This is a genomic window from Mastigocladopsis repens PCC 10914, assembly GCF_000315565.1.
Lineage (GTDB): Bacteria > Cyanobacteriota > Cyanobacteriia > Cyanobacteriales > Nostocaceae > Mastigocladopsis > Mastigocladopsis repens.
This window is the reverse complement of record NZ_JH992901.1, coordinates 2,312,873-2,339,003: the sequence shown is the minus strand read 5'-3', so window position 1 is coordinate 2,339,003 and position 26,131 is coordinate 2,312,873. Positions and strand designations below refer to the sequence as shown.

Genomic DNA, 26,131 nt, shown 5'->3' with positions numbered 1-26,131 from the left:
ACTCAAAAAAATGCAGGATATTGATGTCATTGTTATTGGCAGTGGTATCGGCGGGTTAACGGCTGCTGCATTACTCGCTCGTTACGGTAAGCGGGTCATTGTGTGTGAAAGCCATATAATGCCTGGAGGTGCTGCTCATAGCTTCAGACGACGGGGATTTGAATTTGATTCTGGTCCCTCATTCTATTGTGGTCTGACAGGGGAGCGAAGTTTGAATCCTGTTAAACAAGTTCTTGACGTTTTAGGCGAAGCCCTAGAAGCTGTAAGCTACGACCCCCTTGGACAATACCATTTTCCTGAAGCGATTTTTCCTGTTTATGGCAATGCTGACCGTTACTTTGAGGAAATAGCAAAAATTACGCCCCAAGGTGCCAGGGAATTCCTGCGTTTTGAAGAACGCTTGTTACCACTATACGAAGCGATGAAAGGGATTCCTACCTTGGCTTTGCGGACGGATTGGCAGTTGATTCCCGTGTTAGTGGGACGTTACTTGCCATCTTTGTTAAAGATGCTACCTCACTTGTCCCTTATTCAAGCATCTGTAGGGAATGTGATGGATGCAACAGTACAAGACCCTTGGGTCAGGCGGCTTATCGACTTGGAATGCTTTTTGCTGTCTGGTTTAAAGGCACATGGGACTATTGCCCCAGAAGTCGCTTTTATGTTAGGTGAACGCTCTCGTACTGGTGTTGAGTATCCAATAGGCGGCAGTGGGGCGATTGTGAAGGCTTTGGTGCGGGGATTGGAACGTTGGGGCGGCAAGTTGCTCCTAGGATACCACGTTGAGCAAATTCTTGTAGAGACGTTGCATGCAACATCTCTACGTAAGGTGGTTGGTGTGCAGTTGACAAACGGTGAAATCCTCAAAGCACCAATTGTCATTTCCAATGCCAGTATCTGGGACACCTATACCAAGCTGTTAAATCCCAACGATTTACCCTCTTCCTATCGCCAAGCAGCTTTGGAGACACCTACTGTTGATAGTTTTATGCACTTACACTTAGGTATCCGTGCCAAGGGTTTGGAAAATGTAACTGGACATCATGTAGTAGTCCACGATACTAGTAAAGATATCACAGTACCAGGAAATACTTGCATGATATCGATTCCCAGTGTGTGGGATGCAACACTTGCCCCACACGGGCATCATGTCATACACGCATACACTCTAGAAACCTATGCAGGCTGGGAACGCAATGACGGGTATGAACAGAAAAAGAAGGAGAAAGCGCAGACTTTATATCGTGCCTTAGAGCGGATTATCCCAGATATCACAGAGCGTGTTGTTTTAGAACTTATCGGCACCCCCTTAACCCATGCCCATTATCTACGAAGGTATCGGGGAACTTATGGGCCGGCTATTGAAGCAGGTCAGGGGATGTTTCCAGGATCACATACACCTATACGGGGTTTGTATCGTGTCGGTGATAGCACCACCCCAGGAATTGGTGTTCCTGCGGTAGCCGCATCTGGCATTCTGTGCGCGAATACGCTTGTGAAACCGCAGCAAACAGGGGAGTTGTTGGTCTAGGAAATCAGGTTTTTAATAATTAAATTTGTATCAACTAACACCAAGTTTGCACAACGCGACCCGTCAATTGTTGTCCTAGCCAAAATGTATTACTAGAAAGTGTGTATAGATTTTGCTTCTCGACTTTCCAGTTTTGCTGGGGGTCAAATAAAGCCAGTTCCGCTTTTTGTCCAGGTGCAAGTGCAGTTGTTTTTTGTTTTAGACATTCCGCCGGACAAGTACTAAGAGCTTTCCACAATTCCAAAGCTGTGAACTCCCCGGTTTCTACCAGATGCTGCCACAGCAGAGGTAATGCTAACTCGTAACCAATTGCTCCAGGAGGAGCTTCGGCAAAGGCAACGGTTTTTTCTTCGTAGGTGTAGGGTGTATGGTCTATGCCTATAGCATCAATAACACCTGTTCGTACTGCCTGCCGTAATGCTGCTAAGTCACTGGGAGTGCCGAGAGGTGGCTCTAAACGCAAGCTAGTATTATAACTTTTAACTGCTCGCGTGTCAAGTAAAAGATGCATCCAAGTGGTACTGGCGGTAATAGGTACACCTCTAGCTTTCGCTGATGCAATCAGTTCGACACTGCGAGCGGTAGAAACACGCATGATATGTACAGGAGTACTTGTGGCGCTCACCAATTCCAATAAAGCAGCTAGCGCAGAGGTTTCAGCGCTAGCTGGTATCAAAGGCAACCCTAGACGGATAGCATCTGAACCTTCGCGCATCACCCCATTCCCCATCAATTCACGCTCACAACACCAAAATGCGACTGGTTTGCTCAAAGGCTGGAGATATTCCAACACCCGACGCACCAACCCAAAATTTTCCCAAGGTTGACTATCGGTAAAGCCAACCACCCCAACTGCTGCCAAGTCTATCAATTCTGTTATTTGCTTGCCAGCAACATCTAGACTGATTGCACCCCAGATATTGAGGAAGGGAAGAGTGAGGGAAGTAGAGGAAGTGAGGGGAGAAGAATTTACGTCCCCCTTCCCCATCTTCCTCATCTCCTCCAATTCTCCTCCTCGCTTCTGCAACTGTGCTACAACAGCTGGATTATCAATGCATGGGGATGTATCAGGTAAGACACTAATTCGTGTAAACCCACCAGCAGCAGCAGCGTGTAAGAGGGACGAAAGGGTTTCGCGTTCTTCAAACCCTGGTTCCCCACAATGGCTGTACAAATCTACCAATCCTGGTCCTAAAATCAACCCATGACCATCTCTGATATGAGCATCATTTGGCAGATCACAAATGTGATTAGCGACTGACATGATATAGCCATTATCAATTAGCACATCAGAGATTTGGTCAGTTCCAGAAACAGGGTTGATAACCCTTACTTGTTGCAGCAGTTCACTTGTCATTTTAGCTACCGACTATCAGCTATCAGCTATCAGCTTTTTAATTTCTATATGTTGTTAACTGTGCGTTTGTGTACTTTCAGCTTGGAATCACCTACCAACTAAAGGCTGACAGCTCATGGCTAGACGCTACAACGCTCCTGCCGCTGTTTTATCCAGCACGCCTCCACCTAAGTGAGTGGTGATATTCATTGCTTGCAGTACTGGTAAACCAGTTGCTCCCAAAGGGTAGTCGATCACAGTAACTGCGCCATTGCCTTGACGGAAATTCCAAAATTGCTCTGAAGATAAACCCAGAACGTGACAAAGCAGGGTTTTATTAGTAGCATCATGAGCAACAACTAATCCGGTTGTGAGTTGCTTTGCTAACGCCGCTTGGACAATTGCCTCCCACGCTGCGACACTACGCTGCCAAACTTGCTGCAAATTTTCCCCTTCTGGCATTTGGACTTGTGCTGGTGCTGTTCGCCAGCGATGCAATTCTCCTGGAAATTCCTGCTCTATATCTTCTTCTAATTTTCCTTCCCAAAGTCCGTGACTAATTTCCCTTAAACCATCTTGCAATTCCAAATTTACACCAGTGTGGGGCTGCAAAATAATTTCTGCTGTTTCTTTAGGACGCAGCATTGGGCTACTAATAGCAAAATCAATTGCCACGTCTTTAAGAAATTGAGCGGCTTTTTGTGCTTGCTGCCTGCCATTATCGTTGAGGGGGACATCAATTTGTCCTTGAAATCTGGTTTGGCGGTTCCACTCGGTTTCTCCGTGACGTACCAACAACAATCGTACACCCTTGTGATTCGGGCGCAAGGAGGGCAGAATTTCTCCTAGATGTTGCGTCTGATTTAGAGATTCTAGTTGGACTGGTTCTCCCAATCCTCCAGAAAAGTTGAGTACGCTGACGCTACAGTTAGATTGTTGGATACAATGGTAGCGTTCTGGAGACATTTCTAAGGCTATGCTGATAAGAGCACGATTAATGCCATTATGTCCTACTATGAGTATAGTTTCGCCTTGATGGCGAGATAAAATTTCTTGCCAAAATTGCCGCGCCTGTTCGTACAATGCTAGAACAGGAACCAGTTCTTTAATTTCCTCTCCATCTTTCACAGACATTCGTAGTAGATGGGGACTTTTCTGCCAGATGCGGTAATCTTCAGGAAACTTCTCCTTCACTTCGGCACTAAGCATTCCCTGCCATAAGGGAAGGTCAATTTCCATTAGCTTCTCAGAAGTTTGGGGAACAGCAAATTGCTCAGTATGAGTTGCTAGTTCATGATAGATAATCTCTGCTGTCTCTTTCGCCCGTTGCAAAGGACTGCTGTATATTGCGTTAAATAGGATATTACTGAGGGCTTTGCCTACTTTACTAGAATCACTACGACCTTTTTCAGTTAACGTGGACGCATCCGAACGTCCCTGTATGCGCTTTTCGGTGTTATAGCTGCTTTGACCGTGGCGCACAATAATTACACGAGTCACGTTTTGCCCTCCTGTATCTAAAGGTCTAATTCTACTGTAAAGTGTTGGCAGAATAATCTCTTGACAATAAAACCTACACTTAGTCTCTACAGATTACCTGGAAGTGTCAGAGCCATAATAAAGAACCCTCTAGATTTGTGGACGTTCTAGCCCAATAATCTAGAGGGAGTTTGAATTTTTGGCATTTTTCAGAAAATTTTAGTAAAGTTTAGTGAAAACTAGGTGAAATCCTATTGTTGGTACCTGTTTCCATTTCTATCCAGGTCAATCTGCACTTGCACTCCATCATTGCCGTTAAATGACTCGTTTCCTTGTGGGAAAATAACATCATTTGGAGTTGTTACTGGGTCATTGCGGCGTAATTCGACTTGATCGCTAAGTTGCCAAATACCAGATGGAGAAATGCTGTCTCCAAAATTGTTTCGTGAACCATTATTCTTCAGATTTTGTTCTGCAAAAAATCTTGCAAAATCATCCTCGGCTGTTCTATTATCTATCCCAGTTAAAGAATCTCCTTGAATTGTGTCAGCCCCGACATTTGAGTTTGGTGTAACTGAGGACTGTGCGTGAACCTTACTTACTAAACCAACAAGAGCTGCCATTACACCCAAGGCGGCGAATACTTTAGAGTTCATTGTTTTTCCCCAAACCCTGCGTTATTTTTTGATTTTTTGGTCAGTATTTTACAACCAAGCGTTTTTTCTTCCAATTTTATGGTAAGCTACACAAAAAAAACGTATTGAAATATACGTTTGTTGAAATTGAAAGCAGTATCAGATCACTTTTAAGATGGGCAATCGCCTTGTAGTGGATTAGCTGAGACGCTCGTAGCCATTTAAATTTGGCAGTTGCAAAGTAAACAAGTTATCTGTTGAAGCACTCAAGGTGAGCCTACGATATCACGTTGTCCAAAAAAACCACCACGCTCTCGGGCAAATGAATATTGACCTAACGGTACAGCAAAACTACTGACTTGATTTCATCCAGCAACAGGACAAGAATATTACTAATGAGGATTCTTGGCGGTGAAGGTCTTTGTTTACGGCACTCTTAAACCAGGTGAAGAAAATTATCAAAGATACTGTGCTGGTCAGGTAGTCAATGCCACTAAAGCAGTTGCACAAGGTAAATTGTTTGCTTTACCAATGGGTTATCCCGCAATGACACAAGGAGATAGCCCCATCCACGGATATTTACTTTCGTTCATTGACTCGCGTGTCTTAACGGATCTCGACAATTTGGAAGACTACTACCCCGACCGATCTGTGTCAGAAAACCTTTACAATAGAGAACAAATTGTAACCCGTGATTCACAAGGGCATTCGCTTGGTTGGGCTTGGGTCTACATAATGACAGAAGAGCTAGCCCTTCAATTAGGAGGCATCCACCTACCTGACGGTTGGTGGAGTGCCACTGAAAACTATAATAATATGAATTATAGATTATGAATATTTATAATTTATAATTCATAATTTCAGTTTATGTCGTATTCAATATTTAGCTCATGCTCGAGATCCTGAGATTGAGGGTCTGGCTTATTGACTGGACTTTCAGGAGAGGCTTCTGCTGTTTTTGGAATCGGGATCACGGGGTTATTTATGGCAACCATAAGCGGTGACGCGACAACAGGAATGGGCATCGCTGATTGTGCGTGTTGTATTGGTTGATTGTGAGCCAGTAGAGGCATTCTTGATTCACCGCCCAGTAAACCAGACACTGTACTAATTAAGCAAGCAGCAACAGCAGCACCTCCACCGAACCACACTAGCCTGGAACGATGGTGTAAACGTGCCATCACTTGCTCAACAGTTTCTTCTACTGACTGTGGTGGTTCCGGTACTGGAAGAGTCCGTACACTTTGCCGCAGCTTTAACAGTCGGGCATACAAACGCTGAACTGTCTGGTCATCCGCAAGCCATTGTTCAACTTGCTTGCGTTCAGCAGCCGTCACCTCACCATCGAGGTAAGCACTTAATAACTCGAAGCGATCGCGCTTCACCATATCCATAGCACCCGTTGATTCATTGGCATGGTCTACCTTCCCATCTGGCAAATCTCTATAATGTTGCAAGTCGGAACGGTCATCAAACTGAGAATCAGTAGTCATCTTAACATTATTACCAATTCCTAGACGGGTAAACACAGCGGACAAGCGTGAGAAATTAATCAATTCTTCTCCTGTCGGCAGAAGCACTCTGCAATTTCTTTAATATTCTTAATGAATTATCATATCTGCCATAAACCAAAGGACGCAAACTGTTCATTACGAATCTAGATAATTTTGCAACTGAGATTGCAATCTCGCTCTTGCTCTGGCTATTCTCGACTTCACTGTTCCCAAAGAAACACCAGTAAGTTCGGCAATTTCTTCATATGCCAATCCCTCGATTTCTCTGAGGACAATTGTAGTGCGGAACACCTCTGGCAAATCAGCGATCGCCTCCCGCAGTTGCTCGTAAAACTCTCTAGTTGTCAGTTCTTCTTCTGGTCCTGGAGTATCTCCAGCAATTTCCCAATCCATCTCACCATCGTCTACTGAACGGGGAGCATCCAGTGACAGTGGACTCACAACCCGCTTGCGCTTACGCAACTCATCGTAAAACAGGTTGGTGGCGATGCGGCTTAACCAGCCCCGGAATTTGGCCGGCTCTTGTAATCGGTTAACATTCCGATACACGCGAATCCAAACCTCTTGAGCCAAATCAGCTCTGTCAGACCAATCAGGAGCCAGATGATATAAAACCCTATCGACCTGGGATTGATAGCGGCGCAATAGTTCTGCAAACGCAGCACGCTCAGGGCGCAGTCCTGCTTGACAACGCAAAATAAGGTCGTGATTTGAGAGTTTGTCAACTTGCACCGATGCTTCTGGAAGCCTCGTATCAACCGTTGACCAGGATACAGTAATCGATTGACTCATAGATCGTACTGGCTGTAAATCATCCCTATCTATTAGACCTGCTAATTAGCAGGAAGTTCCCTTATTGAGTGACGGATTTAGGACTGGAACATTAAGGTATACTAACTTGGGAGAATTAAGTGGTGGCACAAAGAACCTATAAGTGAGTCTTTGGCATAGCTCCTCGCCTCCTTCACCCCTCAGTTACGACGTAGCAGGGGTACAGCAATGTTACCTATCGTTGTGCAGTATTGCTAACTGACCACCTACGCTTGACAAATATAAAGTAATCTAATAATCGAAATATGGGGATGGGGAAAAAAGTAAAAAGTCATTTTTTTTGACTTTTACTATCCCCACTGCTTGATAGAACTTTTATTTCTTGGGCACTGTTACCAGGAGGTTTGGTGATATTTCAGCTTCTTGTTGGTAATTGTTACCATCTGTATTTGTTTGCTCTGGTACGTGAACTTGCAAAAACAGATTTAAGGAAAAAGTAATCGTAACTGCTAGCAATAGTTTTTCCATCATAGTTTTTCTTCGACCCACACCACTAAATGATTGATCGCTACGTTTTGTAAAGAGTTCCAGGGAGCCAAGTTTCTTATCTAGACTTTTTCTAGATGAAAGCAGTAGCGCAATCTCCATAGCCCTAGTTTGCCCCCGACTATTGACAAATTCATGAGGGAACTGATAAATGTTTATGAATTTTTGATAACTGAATGATGAGAATATAAAAGGATATGAGTATAGCTATCCGTAGATACTCTTACTTAGTATTTAAAACTAATTTTGACGAGTTGGCAGGGTATAGGGTTTGAGGGAGCCAGCCTATCTAGAGAAGTCCTCCGCTCCTATGACTAACGTTGTAAAATGTAGTAAAAAAAACGGATTAAATGCACCCTAATCCTTAAGAATGAAGTGGCATGGCGCACTACCAGTACAGCTTTCTGCTTTAGGATAGAGTAAGGTAGGGTAAGCTCATAGCTAAATGGTCAGGTGGGTCTGCTGGAGAGAATAGAAGATGGCGATAGTAAGAAACGACTCATTAACGCGTGTAGTGATGTTACTCTGTTTTGGTACAGCAATCCTATCTCTGGCAGTTCAGTGGCGCATGACTAGCTCTATGACGCCTCAGACCAAGTCAGCAAGAGGTGGAAACGTTTTCTCTGGGCAAGCGTCAGCAGCAGAAAAACCGTGGCAACTGACCCAGACCAAAAGACAGAATGTTCTTGCATCTAATATCTCAAATTTGCTATCGACTCAAGGTTCCGACCAACAAAGATCATCTCAAAGCCCAACCTATACAAAGACTCAAGTGGTGGTTGATTTAAGCGATCGCCGCGTTTACGTTCATCGTGAGGATCTCGTCATAGCAAGTTATCCAATCGGTGTGGGTAAGAAAGGTTGGGAAACCCCCACTGGTTCTTTCCAGATCATGAACAAGCAACTCTATCCTATCTGGCGTCACCCAATTACAGGTAGAGTATTTCCCTCAGGTACGGATAGCCCTTTAGGAGACAGATGGATTGGTTTTTGGTCAGATGGACGCAATCAAATTGGGTTTCACGGCACACCAGATGATGAGGTCGTGGGCGCTGCGATATCTCACGGCTGCTTGCGGATGCGTAATCCCGATGTCCGTCTGCTTTACAAGCAGGTGAGTTTGGGGACACCAGTGGAAGTACGTCAGTAGTCAAAAGTCAAGAGTCAAAAGATGAAGATATTGTCTGTAGACTCATGACTAATGACTCATAACTATTCTGATTTTTGCTCAAAATGAGGTGCGTATGCTTGGAGTAAGGTACTGACTTGACGTAGAACCTCATTGCCCGTGTTTTTGGTTCCGACTGGCGTTCTGTCATCATTAGGTCGGTCTAGATTTCGGGCGATCGCCTCGCCTACTTGCTGGGCAATCAATTCCTGAAGTTCTGCTTTGGCGCGTTGACGCTGGTAGTTGGCACCTTCTTCTGTAGTGGCATATAAGGGTGGTAAGCGGTTGAGGGCATAAGCGGCAACATCCCCAACATCTAGAGAACTTTCGCTAGTCACTTCAATTTCTGCTATGCGGGATATTGCCTCTGTTAGTACCAACTCTTCCATGACGTTGATAAATTGTTTGCGCGGTACCGCCACCACCTCCCCAGTCAATAGCGATCCCATCAGCCGATCCAACGCCATATACTCTTCTATTGAGAGTTCACTAGCGCTATCACAGATTCGCCCGACTTCTGCTTCCATTGCTGGTGTGAGATAACCATCCTGGAGAGCCTGTTCCACAATTTTTTCAATACTCATAATGCTCATCATCTTTCAGCCATCCAAGCAAGGTAGGCACGGTACCAATTGATCCTATTTATTTTGCCCACTTTTGAGCAAATAATATGCAACAAGCTACTACTTTATGGCTTGGTATCGCCAAGATACGGGGTCAACAGATTTCCCATTGACATAAAGCCCCCAATGCAAATGCGGACCAGTCGAAGCACCCGTTGAACCCACTGCGCCAATCAATTGACCAGGTTTTACGAAATCACCTTCTTTGACATTAATGCGACTGAGGTGCATGAAAATGCTTGCCACTCCTTGCCCATGATCAATGCCAACGACATTACCGTGAACCCGGAACCCTTGAGATACCCTACCTACCAAGGTGACTCGTCCGCCAGCTGGGGCGACGACGGGCGAACCCGCTGCACCAGCGTAGTCAACCCCACGATGGTAGTAATCATTGGCAAATTTACCATTGTAGTAGCGACGTACACCATAAATTGTGCTTACACGTCCTTTATTAGGTGCAAGAAAAGGACCATCCCAAAACTTTTCTGGTGTTCGCACCGCCTTAAACTGGGCTGCACGCTTGAGTTCATACTCTGTGGCGTTTACCCCAGCTTTGCCTGGGGGTAAATTAATGCGTTGTATGGGGAATTTGCGATCGCGTATCTGTATGGATAAGTTCTGCACCTGACCTTCTCCCGAAACCCGAATTGCTTTAGTTCCAGCCTTTTCTAAAGGTGTTGTCGGGATCAAAGCCCGATACTGATTCGGGGCTATTTCATATGCTAGGTAGGTCTCATTGCCACTAGCTACTGTGACATTGCTACCATTAGCAGGATTATCTAGATTCACCACAACTGATATGGTGTCTCCAAGTTTGGGAGTCTGTGGATTCACCTGTACTTGTAACGCTTTTGCAGGTGCTGCCAAAGCAATAGGTAAGGCAAATATCCCAAGTACGACACTGGTTGCACCGAGGTTAGCTTTTATAGCTAGCATGACTTGATCCAGTAACTTTTTGCCAGAATCACTAGCGTGATATTCGGTCGTCATAGAGGTGTTACTAAAAATTCTCAATTCTTCTGTTGAACAACAGACTAGCGTGTTGTTTGAGGTGTTTCCCAAACTTCACGATTATTTTTGAGACTTAGTCACTACAAATAAATCATTATCAATGATGAATTGTCGCGTGGAAGTGATCAGCGTATGACTCCAACTGTGGATTATTCCGTTACCTGCTTGTGCGTCTTCTAAACTTGGCAACATAAAGCCAGCGATAGAACCAGTAACCCGCCTTAATTTCCAATGTTTCTGTGTGGTGATCCAGCTGTATGTTTAGCTGTGAAACCACGTCATACTACGAGCGCTGGCAATTGTTACCAACTTACTCCCCACAGGAATGAAAAACTTTGTATCCTGAGGTTAATAGGTCTTAACAGTTTCTTTATAAAGTTGTGCAGGAAGATTTCAGGCTCATAGTTGATTTAGTTTCAGTTTTTGCCGTTGCTGCCTGTGGTGGACTCTTGGCAGCGCTTTTGCGACAACCCGTTTTACTAGGGTATCTCATCGGTGGGATGGTCATTGGACCAGCCGGACTGGGACTCATTAAAGAATTAATTCAAGTAGAAACTTTGGCTCAGTTTGGAGTCGCCTTTTTACTATTTGCCTTGGGAGTTGAGTTTTCCTTTGCGGAACTTAAAAAAGTCCAAGCGATCGCCCTTGGGGGAGGAGGACTCCAAATTGCCCTGACAATTGTGATCACGGTTTTGGTATGTGGAGCCACAGGAGCTTGGGCATATTTACCAGCTAAGGGTATGTTTTTAGGGGCAATTCTATCTTTGTCTTCCACAGCAGTTGTCCTTAAGTGCTTGATGGAGCGTAATGAAACAGAAACGCCCCACGGACAGGTGATGCTGGGAATTTTGGTCGTTCAGGATTTAGCGCTGGGATTGATGCTCGCAGTCCTACCAGCCCTTAACCAACCGATGGAATCAATTGGTATAGCAGTGCTCTTGGCGCTGTTGCGGATTGGTTTATTTGCTGGCGGTGCAGTCGCAGCTGGGATTTGGCTCATACCTCCTTTGTTGCGACTCCTAGCCCGTACTGAAAGCCGAGAATTATTTTTATTAGGCGTGGTGGCGCTGTGTTTAGGTATTGCCCTACTGACAGAGTATATGGGGCTTTCTATTGAAATGGGGGCGTTTGTCGCTGGCTTAATGATTTCCGAGGTGGAATACGCTGACCAAACCCTAACATATGTAGAGCCACTGCGAGATATTTTTGCTACTTTATTTTTTGCCTCCATTGGGATGTTAATCGACCCAGTGTTTTTGTGGAACAACCTGGAATTGATTCTGGGATTGGTAGCACTGGTCTTTATTGGTAAATTTTTAATTATTACGCCACTTGTAAAACTGTTTCGCTACCCGTTGAAAACAGCTTTAATTGCTGGGTTAGGGCTGGCTCAGATTGGAGAATTTTCCTTTGTTCTCGCCAGTGAAGGACAGGTGCTGGGGTTGGTTTCTCGGCGAGTCTATTTACTGATTTTGGGAACGACAGCGGTAACATTGGTGTTGACACCCTTCGTGCTGCGTTTAGTACCAATTTTATTTGACTGGGTAGAATCAATACCTTGGCTGAAGCCCTATTTAAGCGGGGAAGGTCAGCCGTTAGCAGTTGCTGACGAACTACCGACGAAAAACCATGTGGTGGTTTGCGGCTATGGGCGAGTGGGACGGAATTTGGTGAAGTTGCTTCAGCAGCACGATGTGCCTATCGTGGTGATTGACCAGGCGGAAAGCCGAATTCAGCAATTGCGTGAAGCTGAGGTTCCTTATATTTATGGTAATTGCGTGAGTTTTCACGTTTTAGAAACCGCTGGAGTCAACAGCGCACGAGGAATGGCGATCGCATTACCTGACCCAATGAGTACGCGTCTTTGCCTCAAACGTGCTTTGGAATTGTCTCCCGATCTAGATGTCGTTGTTCGCGCCACTAACGATAAAAGTATTGAGGTGCTTTACCAACTGGGAGCGAGGGAAGTCGTGCAACCAGAGTTTGAGGCTAGTTTGGAAATGACAGCCTACATATTAACTGATTTGGGCTTGTCATCTGCTGTGGTGCAGCGAGAAATGCAGGAAATCCGCAATCGTCATTATTTGGATCTGCGACCGGAAGAATCAGCGTCTGAGGTTTCCCGCAATTTGCAACAGGCAACTCAAGACCTCAACAAGCGCTGGTATTCCTTACCATCCGGTTCGCCTCTCGTCGGTATGGCCTTAGACGAAGCAGATATGCGCTACTTAACAGGGGCGAGTTTGATGGCAATTCGTCGTCAAGGAGGTGAAGAAATAGATTATCCTCCAGCGCAGACTAGGCTGGAAGAGGGCGATCAGCTTTTGGTGGTTGGATCGGATGATGAATTGGCTGCTTTGGATGAATTCGCTAAAGGTCAAGCTGCTGTTCCAGGCGAAAACAGTGCTTGCCAGTGGGTAACAATCAGCGCTGATAGTCCTGTAGTTGGTAAAACCCTTGCTGATTTAGATATCCACAACCAATCTGGAGTTATGGTGCAGGCGATACGGCGAGATGGCAAGTTTATCCGCTTTCCCAATGCTAGCAAGGACTTGCAAGTTCGCGACCAAGTTTTATTGTGCGGGAATTTGCCTTCTCTGAATCAACTTGTACAGTTGCTTAACCCAGCCAGCCAAATATCGCTCTCTATCCCAGTGGTGAAAGCAGGCGAAGCAGAAGCACTAAAAGAGTTTTTGCCAATGGATAGTGTGTTGGATTAGTCATTAGTCATTGGTCATTAGCAATCATACAAAGGACTAATCTTTGGGCTTGATGTATACAATTGCTTGCTTCCAAACAGTGGTCTGCTGGTTGTTTTCATCCACAAGACAGACACATTGTGCGTCCTGCCATATAACTTTCCCAGTCAGTATGTCGTCGGTTAGTAGTTTTAACTGAATTGTCTTTGCCTGTTGAATTAGGTTTTGTACTTGCCGAACGCTGGGCAGTGAAGTATCAAATTCCGTAATCATAGTCATTATTCATTAAATTAGTCATTAGTCCTTAGTCATGAGTGATTAACAATAGACTTATGACATAGGAGAAAACACAAATATAGTTCAACGATTTGAGAAATGGCAATCGAATTTACTAAGTATCACGGTTTAGGTAATGACTTCATTTTGATTGACAATCGCTCGTCATCTATTCCTGTACTCACTCCTGAACAAGCAGTTAAGTTGTGCGATCGCCACTTTGGTATTGGTGCTAATGGTGTCATTTTTAGCTTACCAGGACAAAACGGTACTGACTACACAATGCGGATTTTCAATTCTGATGGTTCTGAACCAGAAATGTGTGGTAACGGCATTCGCTGTTTGGCTACTTTTTTAGCTGATTTGGAGGGTGACACCAGAAACGGCGACCAATATCGCATTCATACATTGGCTGGTGTAATTACACTCCAACTCATGCCAGATGGTCAAGTTAAGGTGGATATGGGTCTCCCCAGGCTACTTGCCAGTGAAATTCCCACCAACCTTTGTCCAGCTAACGAAAAAGTCATTAATCAGCCGCTAGAGGTGGCAGGGAAAACGTGGCATGTCACCTGTGTCAGTATGGGTAATCCTCACTGTATTACTTTTGTAGATGACGTAGCAGCAATTCCTTTGGAAGTTATTGGTTCCCAATTTGAGCATCATCCTGCTTTTCCACAAAGGACAAATACAGAATTTATTGAAGTGGTACGCCGTGACTACGTGAAAATGCGGGTATGGGAACGTGGCGCTGGTATTACTTTAGCTTGTGGGACTGGTGCGTGTGCTTCCTTGGTGGCTGGTGTTTTGACTGGGAGATGTGATGACACTGCAACCGTTGAACTGCCTGGAGGATCTTTACAAATTGAATGGTCACAAGAAGACCAACGGGTTTACATGACAGGACCGACCGAGCGGGTTTTCACTGGGAAAATTGGCTAGGAGATTGGGTCATGGGACGATAGCGGTTCTCGTTTGGATGTAACACACGCTCAGGGGCACAAAATTGTTGTGCCCTTACAAAAACCTGTATTGTACCCAATTGATAACTGCTATATGTAGAGACGCAAAATTTTACGTCTCTATCTCATAAACTTATTTACTACCCTGTAAGTTTTGACCAAAGCTAAGGTTTAGTTTTGACACTCACAGGACCATAGACACAGGTTTGACACGCCAAACGATAGCTTTCGGGCTTTCTCTTGAGCATGACTTTTTCTACTTCCGTCCGAGAAGAAAGGTTTTCCATCCCTTCAACAATTTCCACAATACAAGTACCACATTGACCGTAACCCCCGCAGTTAGTCAGTTTTGCCATCATCTTATAAATGGGGATGCGGTTTTCTAAAGCTTTTAGCCTCAAGTTAGCACCATAGGCTGTCACGACTTCCTGATTCTCGTTGACAAATTTGATTGTACTCATGGTGCCATTCCTCGTGTGTGTTATTCAACGTTTTGTATTCCAACACAGGTGCTACTTACACTGCATATTGTAGAAAGCTTGTTAAGTTTACGCTACTGTCTGTCTACGAGACATTGACCGCTATTGTTGAGGGAGGAATGGCTAGTGGCGTTTTCCGCGAGAGTGACCATGATGAATAATTCTTGTTGCCAATCACAAAAGTAAGCTGTGTCATAAAAAATTCAAAATTTAACTGAATGTTCTGATACAAGCTTCTATCTTCTATAAAGCTGTTCAATCCATGCAATCATGTCGGTGTCAGAACCAGAGCAGAAATATTTCCCGGTCGCAGGGAAGTATGCTAAAGCAACTACTAAAATATGAAATTCATCAAGCCAGTTTGTCTGCATGCAAGGGATGAAATAGAAGCGTTTCTGCACCGTCAACCTTTTGTGCATTTGTATGAACTTGGAGATTTAGATGACTTTTTTTGGTCGTATACCATCTGGTACGCACTCAAAGATAGTGACAGCATTCGCCAAATCGTGCTGTTATACACTGGTGCAGAACTACCTGTTTTACTAGGTTTTAGTGAAGATGGAGATGAGATGAGTAAACTGCTGCGCTCCATCTTACATCTCCTGCCAAAGCGGTTCTACGCGCATTTAAGTAGCAATACAGTAGCAGTTTTTGCCCAAGACTACCAAATCCACTCACATGGAACTTTTTACAAGATGGCTTTGACCAATCCCTCATGCTTAGATAAAGTGGCTACATATAGTGTGGAACAGTTGTCTCACTCTGATGTGCATGACCTAGAGGCGCTGTACCAGATCAGTTATCCAGGCAACTGGTTTGACCCAAGAATGCTGGAAACAGGGCATTATTATGGTGTACGTCAAGGATCTGCATTGGTGAGCGTGGCTGGAGTCCATGTGTACTCACCACAATACAGAGTAGCAACACTCGGCAATGTCACAACACACCCAGATTTTCGTCATCAAGGTTTGGCAACAAAGGTTTGTGCAAAATTATGCCAGTCATTATTAGGCAGCGTAGATTACATTGGTTTGAACGTCAAAGCTGACAATACAGGTGCAATATCCTGCTATCAAAGATTGGGATTTGAAAAAATTGCAGTTTACGGAGAGTATACGCTTGATTTAACAACTATCTTGAGCTAGTTGTTATCAGCCGTAAGGATGTGTCAAATGATAGATATAGCCTCTTCTACCTTTTGACAGATGAACATTATTTAGTATGATTTCGCCTATGCAAAATCCACTCCCGCAGTTTGAGTAGACAACGAGCCGAGTCGTTGTCTACTTTTACAGCAGCAGATTACGCTTATGGACTCCAATTATGTTTTTACGCCTGGTAGAGGCTATCTCGCTTCACCGTAAAGGACTCCTGCATGGGGCGGAATTATTTATTTTTCCTGCTGATGTGAACCCTTGGGTTTTCTCAACAGATTTGGTTAATGAAGCCAAAAGCTTTCGACTAACTAACAACAAATTGCTTGAGAGAGTGCATTAGTCATCGCACATTATCGAGTTTGCATTCCGATTTTTTCATCTCAACCTGGCTAATGTTGATATTTAAGTTTTGTCAGGAGAATTACGCCAGCTATGGAGTACTTTTTTTAAATCCTTTACGATTGGAATTGCTGAGGTAGTAGTGCCATAAAATTCTGGCAGCAACAGCACGCCATGGTCGCCAGCTTTCGGCAATTGCTTCTAGTTCTTCTGGTGTTGGACGTAGTACTAATCCCTTAATTTTCTGTAAAGCGATCGCAAGTGCTAAATCGCCTTTAGGAAAAACATCAGGGCGTTGCAGCGCCATTAGTAAGTATATATCCACTGTCCAATCTCCAATACCTTTGATGCGCTTTAGCTCGGTCCGGATAACTGTTTCGTCCATTGTCTCTAGGGTGGTCAGATCAAGCTGACCGCTGATGATTGCGATCGCTAATGCACGACCATAGACAGTCTTTTGCCGACTAAACCCAATTGTCTTCAATTGAACATCATCAAGTGTGAGAAAATTTTCCGGCGTCAGTGGTACTACCACCCCACATAGACGGTCAAAGACAGCCCTTGCAGCAGCTAAGGATACTTGCTGTTCCAAAATTATACGTAGGAGTGTTGAGAAGCCTGCTTTTCTTTCCCATAAAGGCGGAGGTCCCAGAGTTTCTAAAATTTGGGCAAAATCGCTGTCACGGCTGGCAAGCACCATCAAACCACGAGCAAGACTTTCTTGTGTGAGTGATTCTGAGTTAGTAAACATAAATACAGTACACACTGCTTTTTGTCTAATTAAGGTAGGCAAGATACTTACCCCACAAGAAATTTATCTTTTTTTTGGGATGCGTGTCTCCCCCCTCCGTTTCGCTTCTTGTGCCAGTAGTTTTTGTTTGCGCGAAATTCCCCAGTGATAACCACCAAGATTGCCATCAGTTCGCAAGACACGGTGACACGGTACAATAAGCGCTGTCGGATTAGCACCACAAGCACTACCTACAGCGCGGACTGCGTGAGGCTTACCAATATCACGAGCAATCTCAGCATAGGTGCGTGTTTCGCCATACGGAATTTTCTGCAATGCTTGCCAGACTTGTTTTTGAAATGCTGTCCCGCGTATATCAAGCGGCAAATCGAGGTGTGGCTCATCTCCTGTGATAAAGTCGAGGATTGTCTGTATCCACTCTTTGTGGGTGTGGTCATCATGCACGATATCTGCCTGATTGAATTCACTCACAAGAATACGTTCTAGCTCGTCTGCTTCATCACCCAATTTAACGGCGCAGATTCCTTTCTCTGTTGTTGCCACAAGCAAATATCCTAGAGAACATGGAACAACAGTATAGGTAATCTGCATTCCCTTACCACTACACCGATAAGTCTTTGGTGTCATTCCAAGTTGCTTGGATGCTTTTTCATACAGTCGGCTACTAGATCCATATCCTGTGTCGTAAAGCGCAGGAGCAATGTCCTCACCTTCCTGAAGACGCTGTTTGAATCGTTCACTACGAAGCGCATCTGCATATTGAAAGGGAGATAAGCCAATGACTCGCTTGAATTCCCTTTGCAGATAGCTGGGACTCATGCCAAAGTGAGAGCTTAGTTCCGATAGGGTTGGGATGCGATCAACTTGTTCTTCTATGTATCGACACACTGCTAAGATTTTAGTCTTGGTCAAATTGGGAACTGTTTCAGATTGTGGCTGACAACGCTTACAAGGTCGAAAACCAGCAGTTTCAGCCTTTTGTGCCGAATCAAAGAAACAAACCTGGTTCCTATTTGGTCTTCGACTAGGGCAAGTCAGCCGACAGTAAACGCCTGTAGAACGGACACCATAGAAAAGTTTTCCTTCAAAACCGGGGTTTCGATTGAGAACTGCTTGCCAAAGGGTTGTCTCTGTGTTTAGAGTCTTTTGTAATTCCATCGATAGATCCTTAAAATATATCGCTTTTGCCAAGGGTTAACTGACTCCAATCAACTGTCGAATGCGAGCAATCGCTCTACCATCTATAGCAGCAAGACCTATAAAGATAAGCACCATACTTGCGAATGTCGTCCAGTGTAACTGCTCACCCAGGATAAACACGCCCAGAAAAAGAGAACTGACTGGGATCACGAAGGTGACAAGCACTAAATTAGTAGCGCCAGCTTTAGTCAAAATATGAAAATAGATTATATAGGCAAGTGCCGTACTGAGTAACGATAACCCTATCAAAGCTCCCCAAGTCGTAACACTGGGTTTGAAGGTCAATGGTCGCTCTAGAAGCAAAGTTAGTGGTAACAACAGAATTGTCGAGCTTATGAGCATTCCTGCTGCTGCAACAGCAGGGGGCAATTTTCTAAAACGGCGTCCATAAATTCCAGCGCAGCCATACGAGCAAGCAGCACCCAGAATAGCAAAGTGTCCTAAACTGTTCAGACTTAGTCCACGTAGAGCATCTGAACCAATCAGTACAACCACACCACATAGTCCTAACATAGTACCTACTAGGCGATTGAAAGTTAGGCGCTCATCTTGAGTGAGGAAGTGAGCTAATACCACAGTGAATATAGGTGTCGTAGCGTTGAGAATGGCAGCAAGCCCGCTATCAATATGAGTTTGCCCCCAGACAATTAAGCTAAACGGAATGAGATTATTCAAAGCTCCCATGAGCAAAAATTCACGCCACAAGGTGAGAGAAACGGGTATCTGCTTCCCTTGAAGAAAAACGAAGGCTGTCAGTGCGACTGCTGCCAAGCTCACTCGACCTAGCACTAAAGTAAATGGCTGCAACTCTTTGAGCGCAACTTCATTGAAAAAGAAGGAGCTACCCCATAATACAGACAGTATTAACAGAAGTATCCACTCCAAAACACCCATTGTTAGTTTCTGCATAACTGGTCGCTATATTTGTTCTCTATGTGCAACCAGCTTAGGTGTATCAACAGGCTACGTTCTACCCGATTGTTGCACTCAATTTCCTACATATCTATTGGCGATCGCCGCCTCTAACGCATATATGATATGATGTTCGCTCTCATTGCCGATAATAAAACTTCTTTGTAGTGCAGATTTCTTTTGTTTGCTTGACATAACATTGAAATTACGTTAATAACTTCTAAAACTAAATTCGCTTGTTGTCGCTGAAATCATCCTCCTGTAAATGGTTCATCCAATCGGGTGAATGCGAGATTTCGCTTGGGACTATAACCTGAAAGAAGAACTACTTTTATCAAAATTTGTTTGGTAGGTATCCAAGTATAGGAAAAACTGCCAAACAGCCCATAATTGCCTTCCGAAATACATCAATTATTATTTGTGGATAAAAAGGTCAGAGTGTGAATGAAACTGTGAAAGCGCTACAGACGCCAGATTATCAACAAGGAGCATTGCCCCTGCTAAAAAGAATTGCTGCCAACTTACCAGGAATGATTTTCCAGTTCCTCAAGCAGCAGGATGGAACTCAGTTTGTTATATACGCCAGTTCTGGCTGTAGAGAACTGTTTGAATTGGAACCTGAAGTATTGCAGGCAAACTTTCAAGTGCTAAACGAACTGATTCATCCACAGGATATTAAAGCTTTTGAAGAATCTATTGCCATCTCTTGCGCCACGGGAGAAGCTTGGCAGTGGGAAGGTCGCATCATTACTGCGAGTGGCAAACTTAAGTGGATTCAAGGGAATTCTCACTCAGAACGACAACCTTCGGGAGACATGATCTGGGATGGTTTGTTCATAGATATAACAGACAGGAAGTTAGCGGAAGAAAAATCGCGAGATAGTGAGGCACGGTATAAAGCAATTTTGGATGCTATTCCGGATTTGATGTTTCGCATTAGTCGAGATGGCAAGTATCTCGACTTTAAAGGTGACGGTGCAAATGTTACCATTCCCGGAAATGAAATTGTTGGGAAAAATTTGCAGGATTTGTTGCCTCCAGATGTTGCTTTAAAAAGCCAAAAGGCAATTGCAAACACTTTGAATTCAAAAACTTTGCAAACTTGCGAATATCAACTGCCAACGCCTTTGGGAAACAGAGATTATGAGGCGCGGTTGGTCGTCAGTGGGCAAGACGAAGTGTTGGCAATTGTGCGGGATATCACTGAACGCAAGCAGGCAGAGGAATTACTGTGCCTTTCCTCAAAACGCGATCGCCTATTGGCTCAAACGCTATCGCGAATTCGTCAGTCGCTTAACCTAGACCAAATACTGCAAACCACCGTTAACGAAGTTCGGCAATTTCTAGAAGCAGATCGAGTTTTCATAGCTTTAAATGATACTCATGCCCAATCCAGAATCCTTGCCGAATCAGTAGATCCCAAATATCCATCAGTTCTAAATTGGAAAAACAGCGATAAAACACTTCTGGAAGAACTGAAAACAATCCTCAGTAGTCATCGGGTACGTATAGTTGAAGATACCACGCAAATAGCAGCATCTCCTAAATTAAAAGCGCTTTATAAACAATTCCAAATTAGAGCTAACTTGGCTGTACCAATTATGCGAGGAGAGGAATTATTTGGTGCATTGATTGCCAACCAATGCAGCGAAGTACGCTATTGGACTCCTATGGAAATTGATTTGCTCCAACAAATGTCTGAACAGGTAGCGATCGCCATTCAGCAAGGACAACTTTATCAACAACTGGAGCAACTTAACATGAATTTGGAACGTCAAGTAGAAGAACGTACCGCACAGCTACAGCAAAAAATGCTGGAACTCCAAGAACTCAACAGGGTGAAAGATGTCGTTTTGCACACTGTTTCCCATGAATTGCGGACTTCGGTGCTTGGCAATTTGATGGTACTGAATAATTTGCATAATTTGCTCAACACAGGAATGGGGAATGGAAAAGACGCACACAGTGATGATGTCTCCGTGTCAACGGACACTTGCACGCCACTTGCTACCTCACGCGAACGGACAGTTTCTTCCGTAGGGAAACCGTCCTCCCCATGTCCTCGCGTAAACGCGTCCTTTATCCCCGTGTCTGGCTCGATCATCAAGCGTATGATTCAAGGTAACGACCGCCAATTGGAAATGATTGAATCACTACTCGAACTTCATACTAGTGAAGCACAGGGAATTGTTCTCCATAAAGAGGTCGTTTCATTTGGAACATTGGCTATGACAATTATTAGAGACTTGGAGCCAATGCTGACACAACATCAAGCCACTGTGAAAAATTTGGTTCCAGATGACTTACCATTAGTGATTGCTGACCCAGCTCAACTGCAAAAAGTTTTTGTCAATTTATTGACTCATAGCTGGCAACACAATCCACCTGGAATAAAGTTTACCCTGAAAGCTACAGTTGAGACAGGAAGGATTCGCGCTTACATTCAAGATGACGGTGTAGGTATGAGCAAGTTAGAGTGCGATCGCCTCTTTGATTTGTATGTGCGCGAACCGCAAGCCCGTTCTTCAACAAGGATTGGTTTAAAAATGTATCTGTGTCGGCAAATTATTAAGGCACACGGCGGTGAAATTGGTGTCAGTAGCAACCGTAAGTGCGGGTTAACCTTCAACTTCACATTACCTCTGGCAACCCCATCCTAAAATGTTAAGTATCTGATTGACTTGTTTTTTACTAATAAGGTCATGGGGAGAAAGATCATCTGCTATCCAAAATTCAATATGAGGGTGCGATGGCAAAGATGAAGATGACAAAAGTCTTCCTGAGTATGGGAAGATTTGGTCAGAGGTTGATGGCGACCGGATTTAGAACAGTACAAAAATATTTGAAAAAAGCTTTTTCAACCGCCTTTTATAGAACAGGCGATGCAGTCACTACTGAATATGAGGCTTGGCGCGATCGCTTTTTATGGCAAAGATTGCATCTGGCACTGTGGATCGCGTTAATCTTGGTTTTGACCTTTACCTTGCGGGACATTTACGACGCTTTATTCCACCTTCAGGAGTTAGCAAAAGTTCCAAAAGAGTTTAAAACCCTTGTTTTTGTCGTGGAAGCTGCTATAATGCTAAGTTTACTTAGTTGCATAGCCCTTCATAGAACTCAATTCGGTCGTCGTCATCCGGGGTTTGTGTTCCTTGGCTTATCCTGGTCAATCACTCTACTCGAGCAAATTTGGGCAACACTCAACAATTTCGCCCTGCCTGATATCGTAACTTGGTTCCTGGTGTTCCTGAGTCAAGCGACACTTATGTCGGTTCGCTGGACCCTGCACCTTGTCTCTCAATTGGGTGTACTGGTTTACTATTTCAGTGTAAATACAGTACTGGGACTAAAGCTACCACCACAGGATAGTGATAAGTCAATCTATAATGTGACATTGATTTTAGCCCTGTTTTGGTACTGTTTTATCTGTAACTTAGGTGTCTACTTATACGACCGTTTGCAACGCTCAGAATTTTTCGCCCGCAGAGAACTGGAGACAGCGTACCAAAAACTAGGGGCTGCGGAAGAAAAATACCGTAGTATTTTTGAAAATGCAGTTGAAGGTATTTTCCAAAGCACACCAGATGGACGTTACATTACGGCAAATCCCGCATTAGCAAGTATTTATGGATACTCTTCACCGGAAGAAGTTACAGCACTCACTGATATTGAACATCAACTGTATGTTAATCCCAATCGTCGCGCAGAGTTTATGCGCTTAATTGAAGAGTTTGGCAGCGTCTCTGAATTTGAATCCCAGATATATCGCAAAGACGGTAGCATTGTCTGGATTTCGGAAAAGGCATATGCCGTGCGTGATGAAAGCGGAAAACTTCTTTACTACGAAGGGTTGATTGAAGATATTACTAAGCGCAAGCAAGTAGAAGAAGCTCTACAGGAACAGTTTAATTTTTTACAAGTATTAATTAATACAATACCAACTCCGGTTTTTTATCAAAATGCACAAGGGATCTATGTCGGCTGTAACAAAGCTTTTGAGGAAATTTTAGGTTTGAGTAAACAGCAGATTCTGGGAAAGTCTGTCTATGATATTGCCCCCAAGGATTTAGCTGATAAATATTATCAAGCAGACTTAGCGCTGTTTGAGCAGCGCGGAGTTCAAACTTATGAAAGCTCTGTTGTCTACAACGATGGCACGAAACATGATGTGATATTTTACAAAGCAACTTTTTCTAAGGCTGATGGTACCCTTGGTGGTTTGGTAGGCGTAATTTTGGATATCAGCCAACGCAAACACACTGAGGAAGCACTACGAGTCTTTTTCCATGCAGTTTCCCATGATTTACGCAACCCAGTGCTTGGAACTTTGATGGTTCTCAAGAATTTGCTTTCTCGTTCGGAAGAAAAAATATTACTTCCTCGCTCGATTTTAGAGCGGATGGTGCAAAGTAGCGATCGCCAATTGAACTTGATTAACTCGTTAATGGAAGCTCATGTCAGCGAAGTGCAAGGTATTGTCTTGCAACGTCAAACCGTGCAGTTGCATAAGGTAGTCGCAGCTGCCATTGCAGATTTAGAGCAAATGCTCAAAGAAAATCAAGCTATCTTAACAAATTTAGTTTCAGTAGATTTACCGTTAGTCAATGCCGATCCAACACAACTGTGGCGAGTCTATTCTAATTTAATTGTCAATGCTGTCAAACATAATCCTCCTGGATTAAGTATTACCCTCGATGCCACTGTTGAAGGTGATAAGATGTGTTGCACTGTTTGTGATAACGGTGTTGGGATGAGTCAGCAACAGAGCGAGCATCTGTTTGACCTTTACTTTCGAGGTGGTAATGTCCGCAATTCTTTGAGTTTGGGATTGGGGTTGTATTTGTGTCGGCAAATTATTACAGCACACGGTGGTAAAATTGGTGTGAAAAGCACCCAAGGAGAGGGGGCAAATTTTTGGTTTACTTTGCCGATACAAGCTGTAGAGCAAGAGTGAGTGTCACCAAGTGCCAAGTAGTTGAAAGCATTGATCTAACTAGCTTTTAGATGACTTATGGCGAAAATCTAGTTTGGCTTGCTTTCTGACGCTTAATTGGGTTCATCCAAACTTCTAAATAAGAGAAAAATTGGGATGACGCTAAGGTGAGAACTAGATAAACCAAGGCAACTGCGGCATAAATCTCGAACGCCCGATAAGTATTAGCCACGATTAATTGACCGCGTCGGAATAATTCCTCAAAGCCAATAACTGCTACGAGACTGGTATCTTTGAGCAGGGTAATAAATTCATTTCCTAGTGGTGGAATCATGCGACGCAATGCTTGGGGAAAAATGATATAGCGCATGGTTTGCACTCCACTCATACCCAAGGAGTTTGCTGCTTCTGCTTGTCCTGGTTCAATCGACTGAATTCCACCGCGAACAATTTCGCCTATATAAGCAGCAGCATTCAGGCTCAAAGCAACAACAGCAGCAAGTAAACGGTCAAAGCGCAGAGGTATACCAAAGCTTTGAGCCAGTGCTGGCAAGCCAAAGTAAATCATAAAAATCTGCACGAGCAAAGGTGTACCGCGAAAGAAATCGATATAAGCGCGAGTTGCCCACCTTAAAGGCAAAATTGGCGAAAGTCGGGCAACTCCTATTAAGGAACCGCCAACCATGCCCAAAACAACTGAAATCCCAGCAATTTCAAGTGTGACTACCACGCCAAGCAGTAAATCTGGCAGGGCGTTGAGAATGACAGTTAGACTTTGAAGCATTGTTTAGTTGATGGGGGGGTGGGGGAAGTGATGGGAGATAATATTATCTCATCTTCCCTATCTCTCTCCTCAGGAGGTGGAGGCTGGCGCAATTTCTGGCAGTTTTAGAGGTTCTGAGTCAAACCATTTTTTGTAGATTTGAGCATAAGTACCATCTGAAATTACTTTTGCCAAAGCTGTGTTAATGGCGTTGAGGTTGGGAGAGTTTTTCGGCAGGGCAATGCCATAGTATTCTTCTGTAACAAGTTCACCAACCACCTTTAGACCTTTAATGTTGCCAGTCTTGATGGCGTACAGAATGACAGGCGCATCGTGGATAACAGCATCCACGTTGCCGTTCGCCAGTTCCTGTAGAGTTAAAGGTGCAGAATCGAATTCTCGTACTTGAGCACCGGAAATGCTTTTGGCTTTTTTCGCTCCGGTTGTGCCAATTTGGGCAGCAATGTTCTTGCCTTTTAAACTATCTAGGTTGGTAATGGTTGTGTTGTCTTGAGGAACTGCGATCGCCAACCCTGCTTTAAAGTAAGGTCGGGAAAAGGATATTGTCTGGGCACGTTCTGGTGTGATGGTCATGGCAGCAACAGCTGCATCTACAGTATTTGCCTGAAGTGCAGGAATCATACCATCAAAAGGCAGACTTTGGAATTCAACTGTCATTCCAGCTGCTTGTCCCACGGCTTTTATCAAGTCGATGTCAAAGCCTACAAGTTCACCTCCCGTACCTTTCGCCTCAAAGGGTGGAAAAGTCGGCTCTGTGGCAACCTTGATGGTTTTGCCTTCGGATGCTGGCTTTGTTGTTGTCTGGGAATTACCATCTGAGGTATTACAAGCTGACAAAATGACAGCCGCACCAAAACCAGCTAAAAAATGCTTAATGAAACGCGATCGCGTAATTTTTGGCTCGAACATTTTTTTACCTGTATAAATAAATAATTACCAACAGAGATGAAATTTAATTGAATTATGTTTTAAGTTACTACAGAAGCAAGCAATGATTGATCCAGAAGTATATAAATAACTTA

Annotated in this window: 21 protein-coding genes and 1 pseudogene; 8 read left to right on the top strand and 14 right to left on the bottom strand. The window is 44.0% G+C overall.

Annotated elements, in window-relative coordinates:
• The first annotated feature begins 10 nt into the window (after nucleotides 1–10).
• Nucleotides 11–1,531: a phytoene desaturase family protein gene (locus MAS10914_RS0112530; RefSeq protein WP_017316286.1), complete on the top strand. Its 1,521-nt coding sequence runs from the start codon at nucleotides 11–13 to the stop codon at nucleotides 1,529–1,531.
• Nucleotides 1,532–1,565: 34 nt separating this feature from the next.
• On the opposite strand, the gene MAS10914_RS0112525 is transcribed toward MAS10914_RS0112530, so the two are convergent.
• The 3 genes from MAS10914_RS0112525 to MAS10914_RS0112515 form a co-directional block, all read right to left on the bottom strand.
• Nucleotides 1,566–2,888 carry a dihydroorotase gene (locus tag MAS10914_RS0112525; RefSeq protein ID WP_017316285.1) on the bottom strand — a complete coding sequence of 441 codons (1,323 nt, stop codon included), beginning with the start codon at nucleotides 2,886–2,888 and terminating at the stop codon, nucleotides 1,566–1,568.
• Nucleotides 2,889–3,014: 126 nt separating this feature from the next.
• Nucleotides 3,015–4,367 carry a histidine phosphatase family protein gene (locus MAS10914_RS0112520; protein WP_017316284.1) on the bottom strand — a complete coding sequence of 451 codons (1,353 nt, stop codon included), beginning with the start codon at nucleotides 4,365–4,367 and terminating at the stop codon, nucleotides 3,015–3,017.
• A 230-nt stretch (nucleotides 4,368–4,597) separates the two neighbouring features.
• Entirely contained in the window at nucleotides 4,598–5,002 is a 405-nt protein-coding gene (locus MAS10914_RS0112515) for a hypothetical protein (protein ID WP_017316283.1), read from the bottom strand.
• A 390-nt stretch (nucleotides 5,003–5,392) separates the two neighbouring features.
• On the opposite strand from MAS10914_RS0112515, the gene MAS10914_RS0112510 reads away from it, so the two are divergent.
• Nucleotides 5,393–5,815: a gamma-glutamylcyclotransferase family protein gene (locus MAS10914_RS0112510; protein WP_017316282.1), complete on the top strand. Its 423-nt coding sequence runs from the start codon at nucleotides 5,393–5,395 to the stop codon at nucleotides 5,813–5,815.
• Between the two features lie 26 nt (nucleotides 5,816–5,841).
• Here the strand turns inward: MAS10914_RS0112510 and MAS10914_RS0112505 are convergent, their stop codons facing one another.
• The 3 genes from MAS10914_RS0112505 to MAS10914_RS34930 form a co-directional block, all read right to left on the bottom strand.
• Complete coding sequence (locus MAS10914_RS0112505) at nucleotides 5,842–6,474, bottom strand: anti-sigma factor family protein (RefSeq protein ID WP_026082518.1); 633 nt, start codon at nucleotides 6,472–6,474, stop codon at nucleotides 5,842–5,844.
• Between the two features lie 156 nt (nucleotides 6,475–6,630).
• Nucleotides 6,631–7,287 (bottom strand): sigma-70 family RNA polymerase sigma factor, encoded by a 657-nt coding sequence (locus MAS10914_RS0112500; RefSeq protein WP_017316280.1) that lies wholly within the window; start codon nucleotides 7,285–7,287, stop codon nucleotides 6,631–6,633.
• A gap of 354 nt (nucleotides 7,288–7,641) precedes the next feature.
• Nucleotides 7,642–7,797, bottom strand: coding sequence for a hypothetical protein (locus tag MAS10914_RS34930; RefSeq protein WP_198014971.1), 156 nt, complete (start codon nucleotides 7,795–7,797; stop codon nucleotides 7,642–7,644).
• Between the two features lie 493 nt (nucleotides 7,798–8,290).
• On the opposite strand from MAS10914_RS34930, the gene MAS10914_RS0112490 reads away from it, so the two are divergent.
• The gene (locus MAS10914_RS0112490) at nucleotides 8,291–8,962 is read left to right on the top strand and encodes a L,D-transpeptidase (protein ID WP_026082517.1); all 672 of its coding nucleotides are present in this window, start codon (nucleotides 8,291–8,293) and stop codon (nucleotides 8,960–8,962) included.
• 62 nt (nucleotides 8,963–9,024) lie between these two features.
• Here MAS10914_RS0112490 and MAS10914_RS0112485 read toward each other — a convergent pair whose 3' ends face one another.
• Complete coding sequence (locus MAS10914_RS0112485; RefSeq protein ID WP_017316277.1) at nucleotides 9,025–9,573, bottom strand: late competence development ComFB family protein; 549 nt, start codon at nucleotides 9,571–9,573, stop codon at nucleotides 9,025–9,027.
• Nucleotides 9,574–9,663: 90 nt separating this feature from the next.
• On the bottom strand, nucleotides 9,664–10,596 hold the full coding sequence (locus MAS10914_RS0112480; RefSeq protein ID WP_017316276.1) for a M23 family metallopeptidase: 933 nt from the start codon (nucleotides 10,594–10,596) through the stop codon (nucleotides 9,664–9,666).
• Between the two features lie 401 nt (nucleotides 10,597–10,997).
• Between MAS10914_RS0112480 and MAS10914_RS0112470 the strand changes: the two genes are divergently transcribed.
• On the top strand, nucleotides 10,998–13,337 hold the full coding sequence (locus MAS10914_RS0112470) for a cation:proton antiporter domain-containing protein (protein ID WP_017316274.1): 2,340 nt from the start codon (nucleotides 10,998–11,000) through the stop codon (nucleotides 13,335–13,337).
• Between the two features lie 36 nt (nucleotides 13,338–13,373).
• Here the strand turns inward: MAS10914_RS0112470 and MAS10914_RS0112465 are convergent, their stop codons facing one another.
• Nucleotides 13,374–13,589, bottom strand: a complete 216-nt coding sequence (locus MAS10914_RS0112465; RefSeq protein WP_017316273.1) for an Hfq-related RNA-binding protein — start codon at nucleotides 13,587–13,589, stop codon at nucleotides 13,374–13,376.
• 102 nt (nucleotides 13,590–13,691) lie between these two features.
• Here MAS10914_RS0112465 and dapF point away from each other — a divergent pair, with 102 nt between their 5' ends.
• Complete coding sequence (dapF, locus tag MAS10914_RS0112460) at nucleotides 13,692–14,534, top strand: diaminopimelate epimerase (protein WP_017316272.1); 843 nt, start codon at nucleotides 13,692–13,694, stop codon at nucleotides 14,532–14,534.
• 184 nt (nucleotides 14,535–14,718) lie between these two features.
• Here the strand turns inward: dapF and MAS10914_RS0112455 are convergent, their stop codons facing one another.
• On the bottom strand, nucleotides 14,719–15,015 hold the full coding sequence (locus MAS10914_RS0112455) for a 2Fe-2S iron-sulfur cluster-binding protein (RefSeq protein ID WP_017316271.1): 297 nt from the start codon (nucleotides 15,013–15,015) through the stop codon (nucleotides 14,719–14,721).
• A gap of 359 nt (nucleotides 15,016–15,374) precedes the next feature.
• Here MAS10914_RS0112455 and MAS10914_RS0112450 point away from each other — a divergent pair, with 359 nt between their 5' ends.
• A complete protein-coding gene (locus tag MAS10914_RS0112450) occupies nucleotides 15,375–16,178 on the top strand; it encodes a GNAT family N-acetyltransferase (RefSeq protein WP_017316270.1) in 804 nt (267 codons plus the stop codon).
• A 442-nt stretch (nucleotides 16,179–16,620) separates the two neighbouring features.
• Here the strand turns inward: MAS10914_RS0112450 and MAS10914_RS0112440 are convergent, their stop codons facing one another.
• The 3 genes from MAS10914_RS0112440 to MAS10914_RS0112430 form a co-directional block, all read right to left on the bottom strand.
• Entirely contained in the window at nucleotides 16,621–17,280 is a 660-nt protein-coding gene (locus MAS10914_RS0112440) for a DNA-3-methyladenine glycosylase family protein (protein ID WP_017316268.1), read from the bottom strand.
• 63 nt (nucleotides 17,281–17,343) lie between these two features.
• Nucleotides 17,344–18,438 (bottom strand): bifunctional DNA-binding transcriptional regulator/O6-methylguanine-DNA methyltransferase Ada, encoded by a 1,095-nt coding sequence (gene ada / locus MAS10914_RS30055; RefSeq protein WP_017316267.1) that lies wholly within the window; start codon nucleotides 18,436–18,438, stop codon nucleotides 17,344–17,346.
• Nucleotides 18,439–18,474: 36 nt separating this feature from the next.
• Nucleotides 18,475–19,389, bottom strand: coding sequence for a DMT family transporter (locus MAS10914_RS0112430; protein ID WP_232224152.1), 915 nt, complete (start codon nucleotides 19,387–19,389; stop codon nucleotides 18,475–18,477).
• Between the two features lie 443 nt (nucleotides 19,390–19,832).
• On the opposite strand from MAS10914_RS0112430, the gene MAS10914_RS0112425 reads away from it, so the two are divergent.
• The gene (locus MAS10914_RS0112425; protein WP_017316265.1) at nucleotides 19,833–22,052 is read left to right on the top strand and encodes a sensor histidine kinase; all 2,220 of its coding nucleotides are present in this window, start codon (nucleotides 19,833–19,835) and stop codon (nucleotides 22,050–22,052) included.
• A gap of 149 nt (nucleotides 22,053–22,201) precedes the next feature.
• Complete coding sequence (locus MAS10914_RS0112420) at nucleotides 22,202–24,346, top strand: PAS domain S-box protein (RefSeq protein WP_033365904.1); 2,145 nt, start codon at nucleotides 22,202–22,204, stop codon at nucleotides 24,344–24,346.
• A gap of 55 nt (nucleotides 24,347–24,401) precedes the next feature.
• Here the strand turns inward: MAS10914_RS0112420 and MAS10914_RS34155 are convergent.
• Nucleotides 24,402–26,018: pseudogene (locus tag MAS10914_RS34155) on the bottom strand (ABC transporter permease subunit).
• Between the last annotated feature and the right edge of the window lie 113 nt (nucleotides 26,019–26,131).